4 protein-coding genes and 1 pseudogene are annotated in these 6,924 nt (G+C 69.9%); 3 read left to right on the top strand and 2 right to left on the bottom strand.

The window, feature by feature from the left end:
- Positions 1 to 28: 28 nt before the first annotated feature.
- The gene (locus K8V84_RS19565; protein WP_304077064.1) at positions 29 to 1,468 is read right to left on the bottom strand and encodes a S1C family serine protease; all 1,440 of its coding nucleotides are present in this window, start codon (positions 1,466 to 1,468) and stop codon (positions 29 to 31) included.
- 471 nt (positions 1,469 to 1,939) lie between these two features.
- Between K8V84_RS19565 and K8V84_RS19560 the strand changes: the two are divergent.
- Together K8V84_RS19560 and K8V84_RS19555 are read left to right on the top strand one after the other, a co-directional pair.
- A pseudogene (locus tag K8V84_RS19560) lies at positions 1,940 to 2,047 on the top strand (zinc ribbon domain-containing protein); the annotation flags it as partial.
- A gap of 64 nt (positions 2,048 to 2,111) precedes the next feature.
- Complete coding sequence (locus tag K8V84_RS19555) at positions 2,112 to 2,774, top strand: response regulator transcription factor (protein ID WP_304077062.1); 663 nt, start codon at positions 2,112 to 2,114, stop codon at positions 2,772 to 2,774.
- Positions 2,775 to 2,784: 10 nt separating this feature from the next.
- On the opposite strand, the gene K8V84_RS19550 is transcribed toward K8V84_RS19555, so the two are convergent.
- Positions 2,785 to 4,950, bottom strand: a complete 2,166-nt coding sequence (locus K8V84_RS19550; RefSeq protein WP_304077060.1) for a SpoIIE family protein phosphatase — start codon at positions 4,948 to 4,950, stop codon at positions 2,785 to 2,787.
- Between the two features lie 382 nt (positions 4,951 to 5,332).
- On the opposite strand from K8V84_RS19550, the gene K8V84_RS19545 reads away from it, so the two are divergent.
- Positions 5,333 to 6,924 (top strand): HAMP domain-containing protein (locus tag K8V84_RS19545; protein ID WP_304077057.1); only part of this gene is annotated, 1,592 nt, incomplete at its 3' end.

The raw sequence follows: 6,924 nt of genomic DNA, 5'->3' as shown, positions 1-6,924 counted from the left end.
CGGCCGCCGAACGTCACGGCACCCCGGCTCAGGCCGGGTCGACGCCCTTGCCGGAGGGGGAGACCAGGATCTCTGCGCCGCCGCTACGGCTCGGGGCGATGGTCGCCTGGATGGCCGGGTAGCTGGCGCTGCCCTCCTCCACCAGTTGTTCGGCGATCGGCCGGACCTGGTTGATCGGGATGGCGAAGCCCAGGCCCACCGAACCGCTCTCCTGCGAGAGCCCGGCGATGGCCGTGTTGATCCCGACCACCTCACCGGCCATGTTCACCAACGGGCCACCGGAGTTTCCGGGGTTGATCGCCGCGTCCGTCTGGATGGCGTTGATCACCGTGGAGGTCTGGCCGCCACCGCTCTCGGTGGCTCCGGTGTTCACCGGCCGGTTGAGCGCGCTGACCACACCGGTCGTGACCGTGCCGGACAGGCCCAGCGGGGAACCGATGGCGACCACGTCGCCGCCCACCCCGACCTGGTCGGAGTCGCCCAGCGTGGCCGGGGTGAGGTCGTCCCGGCCCTCGGCCTTGACCACCGCGATGTCGGACACCGGGTCCATTCCGAGAACCTCGGCCTCCGCGGCGCTGCCGTCGTTGAACCGGACCTGCAGGGGTCCGTTCTCGGCCTCCGCCACCACGTGCGCGTTGGTGAGGATCTGTCCGTCCGACGACAGGATCACGCCGCTGCCGCCGCCCGAACCGGTCTGGATGGAGACCACGCTCGGCAGGACCTGCTCGGCGACGTCGCCGACGGCCCCCTCCGTGGCGGTGCCTCCCTGCTCACCGTTGAGCGCGCTGATCGGTTCCGACCCGGGCAACAGGTAGGCGGTGCCCAGCGCGGCCGCGGGCCCGACGATCAGGCTGGTGACCAGGGCGGTCACCGCGGCGATCCCCACGATCTTGCCGGTGCCGCGCTTCTTGCGCTCGGACTCCGGCGGCGGGCCGAAGGGCGGTTGCCCGAACGGCCCCGGGTACCGGGGGCCACCGGGGTGACCACCGGCCGCGAAGGCGGTCGGGTGCGAGGCTCCGGCAGGACCGGGCTGCCCGGGCGGGGGGAAGGACCCGGTGTGCGGCCCGGCGCCGTAGTGTCCCTGCGGCTGCGGGGGAGGCGTACCGGGTCCGGGTTGTCGGGGCCCTCCCTGCCGCGGGCCGGTGTGCGGCTCCTGCCCATGGAAGGAGTAGGAACCGTGGCCGGTGTCCTGGGGGCCGGTCGCCCACCGGGGCGCCGACTCCTCGGGCGGGGAGAACCGAGGGGCTCCTGGGCGCTCGACTTGGGGGACCTCGGAGGCCGCCGCGGCCTCAAGGGCCTCGGAGGTCTCCGGCGCGGTCTCGTTCACCGGGGCGGGGTCGCCCGCGGTGGCGCTCTGGTCCCGGTCGTCGGAGGCGAAGGAGCCCTGAACGGGCTGGTCCTCGGCGCCGGTGGCGTGCTCGGTACCCGCGCCGGGCTCGCGGCCGTCGTTCGTTTCGTCGGGCTGCAACTCATCCTCCGTCAGATGGGACGATGTACTGACAAGCTTCATCATGTGGTGCGTGGGTTAAAAGAGGGTGAGAGCCCGCTACAGCGCGGTTTCGAGTTCTTCCGAGACGCGGGTGAGCGGCCTCGCGCTCGGCCGATCCTGTGTCGAATGCTCCACAATGTCCGGAACGATACCGTGCTCGCGCTCTCCGACGGCGCAGGTGACTGGGAAGGTCCCCCGTGATCAAGTTTCCGCAGCGGACTCCCGCTTTTGGGCGGGGGAGGAATGCGGCCTCCCTCGAAGCGGGAGGGGGTACGCCGAACGTTGTGCGTCCGGCTGGTCCGGAACAAGGCGCCGGCCGGGCGTGCCCACAGGTACAGGGACGAGGGCGAGAACACCTCCTCCGTGGAAACGGTCGAGTGGCCTACCGCGTGGAAGCAAGGCGAGGGACGGTCGAAACCGTGCTCGACGCCGGGGCGCGCCCACTCGAACGGGAAGATACCGCTGAACGTGCGGTCGTGGACGTGCCCTGGCTGCGGCACGCACCACGATCGGGACGTGAACGCGGCGAAGAACACCCTCGCCGCAGGGCCGGCGGAGAGGTGAAACGCCTGCGGGGAAGCGGTAAGACCGGCCTTGGAGTCCTCCGAGGAGGAACGGACCGATGAAACAGGAACCACATTCCGCGAGGAAGGAAACCCCTCCCCACAAGGAGGGGAGGGTCATCAAGCTGGTTCTCGCCGACGATGAACACCTGGTGCGCGGAGCCATCGCCGCGTTGCTCGGACTGGAGGACGACATCGAGGTCGTCGCCGAGGTCGGCCGGGGCGACCAGGTGACCGACCTGGTCCTCGAACACGGCGCGAACATCGCGGTGCTGGACATCGAGATGCCCGGCGCCACCGGGCTGGAGACCGCCGCCGAGCTCAAGGAACGAGCCCCCGACTGCGGGGTGGTCATCCTGACCAGCTTCGGGCGCCCCGGCTACCTGCGCCGGGCCCTGTCCGCGGGGGCGCGTGGGTTCCTGGCCAAGGACGCACCGGTCGAGCAGCTCGCCGGCGCCATCCGCAAGGTCCACGAGGGAGGGCGTTACATCGACACCGACCTGGCCGCCGCCGCGATGGTCGGAGGGGAAAGCCCCCTGACCGACCGGGAGGGCGAGGTGCTGCGGGCCGCCGCCGACGGGGCCACCGTCGCCGCGATCGCCGGAAAGCTCCACCTCACCGAGGGCACCGTTCGCAACTACCTGTCGAACGCCATCGGCAAGACCGGCGCCGAGAACCGCATGGCGGCCATTCGGACCGCCCAGGACATGGGCTGGCTCTGACCCCCGCCGGTCACAGGAACCGCAGCACCAGCATGGCGGTGTCGTCGGCGTTGCCGCCCGGCGCGTACTCCTCCAGTTCGCGCTCGATCCGGCTGATCACCGCCTGGGCGGTCAGGCCGGCGGCGTGCGAGAAGATCTCCTCCAGCCCCTCGTCGCCGAGCATGTCGTTGCCGCTGCGCCGCTCGGTGACGCCGTCGGTCACCGCCAGCACCACCTCGCCCGGATGGATGTCCACGCTCTCGGTGGTGAAGCCGACGTCCTCGAACGCGCCCAGCAGCGGCTGGGAGCTGCCGAAGGTCTCCACCTGACCCTTCTGGTTCAGGCGCATCGGAAGCGGGTGCCCGGCCGAGACCATGCGCACGCGCATGCCGCCGGTCCCGTCGGTGGCCGGGGTCATCTCCCCATAGAGCATGGTGAGGAACCGGGTCGAGGTGTTCTCGTCCAGGATCGCCATGTTCAGCCGCTGCATGATGTGCGCCGGGGTGAACCCCTCCCGGGCCAGGGCACGCAGCGTGTGCCGGGCCAGACCCGTGACGGCCGCGGCCTCCGGGCCGGTGCCGCACACGTCGCCGATCGCGAAGCACCACCGGCCGCTGGCGGAGAACACGTCGTAGAAGTCGCCGCCCACCTCGCTGCGTTCGTCCGAGGGCCGGTAGTACACCGCGTGGTCCACCCCCGGGATCACCGGCTCCTTGTCCTTGGGCGGCAACAGGCTGCGCTGTAGGGCGGTGCTCATCGAGGTGTGCCGCTCGTGCAGGCGGGCGTTCTCCATCGCCGAGGCGACCCGACGGCTCAGGTCGTCGGCGACGTCCGCCTCCTCACGGGTGAAGTCGTCGCTCTCGTTCTTGCCGATGGTCATCCGACCCAGCTCCCGGCCGTGCGCGATCAGCGGAATGCTGATCGCGGGCCCTCGGGCGGGAACACGCGACCACTGCTCCTCCAGCCCTTCGGCGGCCAGCTCCTGTGGGGTCCACAGGGGCTGCGGTTCGCGCTGTTGGCGCGGTGGCAACGCGGTGAGCAGGGAACGCAGGATGTCGTTGAGGTTCTCGTCGCCGTGCACCACGTGGGTGAGCTTGGAGACCCCCAGTTCGTTGGTGGTGTGGATGGCGCACCAACGGCCCAGACGGGAGGTGATGAGCTGTGCGGCCAGGGCGCCGGTCATCTTCTCGTCGAGGGTGCCGGCGAGCAGGTCGCTGGCCTCGGCGAGGAAGCTCAGCGAGGCGCGACGACTCAACTCCACCTCGGCCAGACGTGCCCGTTCCACGGGCAGCGCGATGAGGTCCGCGCCCTCCTGGAGCCGTTTGGCCGCCGCGGGACCGAAATGGCGGGCCCGGGTGGAGGCGACCGCCAGCAGGCCGGTCACCCGACCGTCCACGATCATCGGAGCCGTCACCAGCGACCGCATCCCGGCACGGGCCAGCGCGCCGCGACCGGCCCGGGCGATCATCAGGTCGTCGTTGATCACCGGCCCGGGCTCGGGTGCCGCGGACGGGAAGATCTCCTCGGTGCGCACCCGGAGCGGACGCCAGTGCGCCCCGCCGGTCAGCCCGACCGCGGTACGCACCTCCCACATGGTCTCGTCGGAGGTCGCCAACGCGATGTAGGCGGCGTCACCGCCCAACGTCGACGTGGAGTACTCCACCGTGCGTTCCAGCAGTTGTGGCAGGGTCAGACGCGAACCCAACGCCGCGTCCAGCGCCGACCACGCGGGCGGACGCGCGGGACGGGAGGTGCCCCGGCGCACCGGAGGAGACTCCAGGGACGGGGTTCCGTCGTTCTTGTCCTCTATGCGGAACCACACGGCCTTGTCGTTGCGCCCGTAGCTCACACCCCAGCTGGAGGCGATGGCCGAGGCCAGCGCCAGTCCCAGGCCACCGCTGCGCTGCTCCTCGGTGGAGGGAGAGGTGTCCACGGCGAGCGGACCCGCCTGAGGAACCGCCCTCTCGGGTGCCGAATCGGTGACCATCACCTCCGTGGACCCCTCCGAACGACGGACGGTGACCTCCAGCGCGGAGTCCGCGTGGATGACGGCATTGGTGACCAGTTCGCTGACGAGCAGGATGATGTCGTCGAACGGGTCGGGCACACCCCAACCGAGCAGGGTGTCGTGCACGAATTCTCGGGCGGCCGCCGCTGTCTCGGGAGTAGGGGGGAACTCCCGTCGAGCGACTTTCAACGCGTCTTGTACTACCAAGCCGTCGGTGTCCTTCGTCACTGGGCGCGAATGCCGGTGCCGGCAACTGCAACGATACGCGGGATCCACGAAGCGGTGGCCGGGCCCCGCCTCACCGGGATCGTGGATGCGAGTTCGTCGACCGACCTGTGCGAAATGGCGGGGCCGGTTAGTGTAAGACGACACATCCGCTTCTTTCGGGTGGTACTCCGCGACGATAGCGTGACGGGGTGTCACCAAGGCGCGCGGCCACGCGCGCGCTCCCCGTGTCCCGTGCCCCCGACCTGGTACGGGGCCGGCCCACCGTGCGGTGGGCCGGGTCGGGCCGGCCCCGGCACGCGGTGGTCGATGACCGAGGTGGCGTGCGGGACAAGAGGAGGGGTACATGCCCGAGGCGGTCAAGGAAGTGGCCGACGACCAGCTCGACGAGATTCTCAGCGCCCTGTACCGGATGCGCGACGGCGACTTCAGTGTTCGACTCCGATCGCGCGGCAGCGGCAGGCTCAAGGAGATCACCTCCGTCTTCAACGAGGTCGTCGACCACAGCGAACAGCTCAGTTCGGAACTTCAGCGGGTCGGCGACGTCGTCCGCGAGGAGGGACGGCTCAACGAGCGGGTCATCGTCCACCCGGCGCGGGGCGCCTGGGGCAACAGTGCCCGGGCGCTCAACATGCTGCTGGACGAGGTCGCCGAACCCGTCACCGACGTGGCCCGGGTCCTGGACTCGGTCGCCGAGGGCGAGCTGAACCGTCGGGCCTCCACCGAGTCCCGCAGCGGTGAGCTGCGCGGCGACCTGCTGCGTCTGGCCACCACGGTGAACCGGATGGCCGACCAGATGAGCGGCTTCACCCAGGAAGTGACCCGTGTGGCCCGTGAGGTGGGTACCGAGGGCAAGCTGGGCGGCAGCGCCAAGGTCGAGGGTGTCTCCGGTGCCTGGCGCGAGGTCACCGAGTCGGTCAACCAGATGGCCTCCCGCCTCACCCTGCAGGTCCGCGACATCTCCACCGTCACCACCGCGGTCGCCCGCGGTGACCTGACCAAGAAGATCACCATCGACGTCCAGGGCGAGATGCTGGAGCTGAAGGACACCATCAACACGATGGTGGACCAGCTGTCCACGTTCGCCGACGAGGTCACGCGTGTGGCCCGCGAGGTGGGTACCGAGGGCAAGCTGGGCGGTCGCGCCAACGTGCGCGGGGTCCAGGGCACCTGGAAGGACCTCACCGACAACGTCAACTCCATGGCGGACAACCTCACCAACCAGGTCCGCGACATCTCGAAGGTGACCACCGCGGTCGCCCGGGGCGACCTGACGCGCAAGGTCGAGGTGGACGTCCAGGGCGAGATGCTCGCCCTGAAGAACACCGTGAACACCATGGTCGACCAGCTCGACTCCCTGGCCGACGAGGTCACGCGTGTGGCCCGTGAGGTGGGTACCGAGGGCAAGCTGGGCGGTCGCGCCAGCGTCAAGGGCGTGTCGGGCATCTGGAAGGACCTGACCGACAACGTCAACTCGATGGCCAACAGCCTCACCTACCAGGTCCGTAACATCTCGCAGGTCACGACCGCGGTCGCCCGCGGTGATCTGGGCAAGAAGATCACCGTCGACGCCCAGGGCGAGATGCTCGAGATGAAGGACACCATCAACACGATGGTGGACCAGCTGTCCACGTTCGCCGACGAGGTCACGCGTGTGGCCCGCGAGGTGGGCACCGAGGGCAAACTGGCCGGGCAGGCCCACGTACGCGACGTATCCGGGGTCTGGAAGGACCTCACCGACAACGTCAACTCCATGGCCAACAACCTCACCTACCAGGTGCGGCAGATCTCCATGGTGACGCGGGCGGTGGCCGCCGGCGACCTGACCAAGCAGGTCACGGTCAACGCCAAGGGCGAGATGCTGGAGCTGAAGCAGACCATCAACGTGATGGTGGACCAGCTCTCCGCCTTCGCCGACGAGGTCACGCGTGTGGCCCG

This window comes from Nocardiopsis listeri, from assembly GCF_020741345.1.
GTDB lineage: Bacteria > Actinomycetota > Actinomycetes > Streptosporangiales > Streptosporangiaceae > Nocardiopsis > Nocardiopsis listeri_A.
This window is presented reverse-complemented; position numbering and strand designations above follow the sequence as displayed.

What these genes read in the sequence shown, in the direction of transcription:
- K8V84_RS19555 (WP_304077062.1), top strand. Translation starts at nt 2,112, where the DNA reads ATGAAACAGGAACCACATTCCGCGAGGAAGGAAACCCCTCCCCACAAG.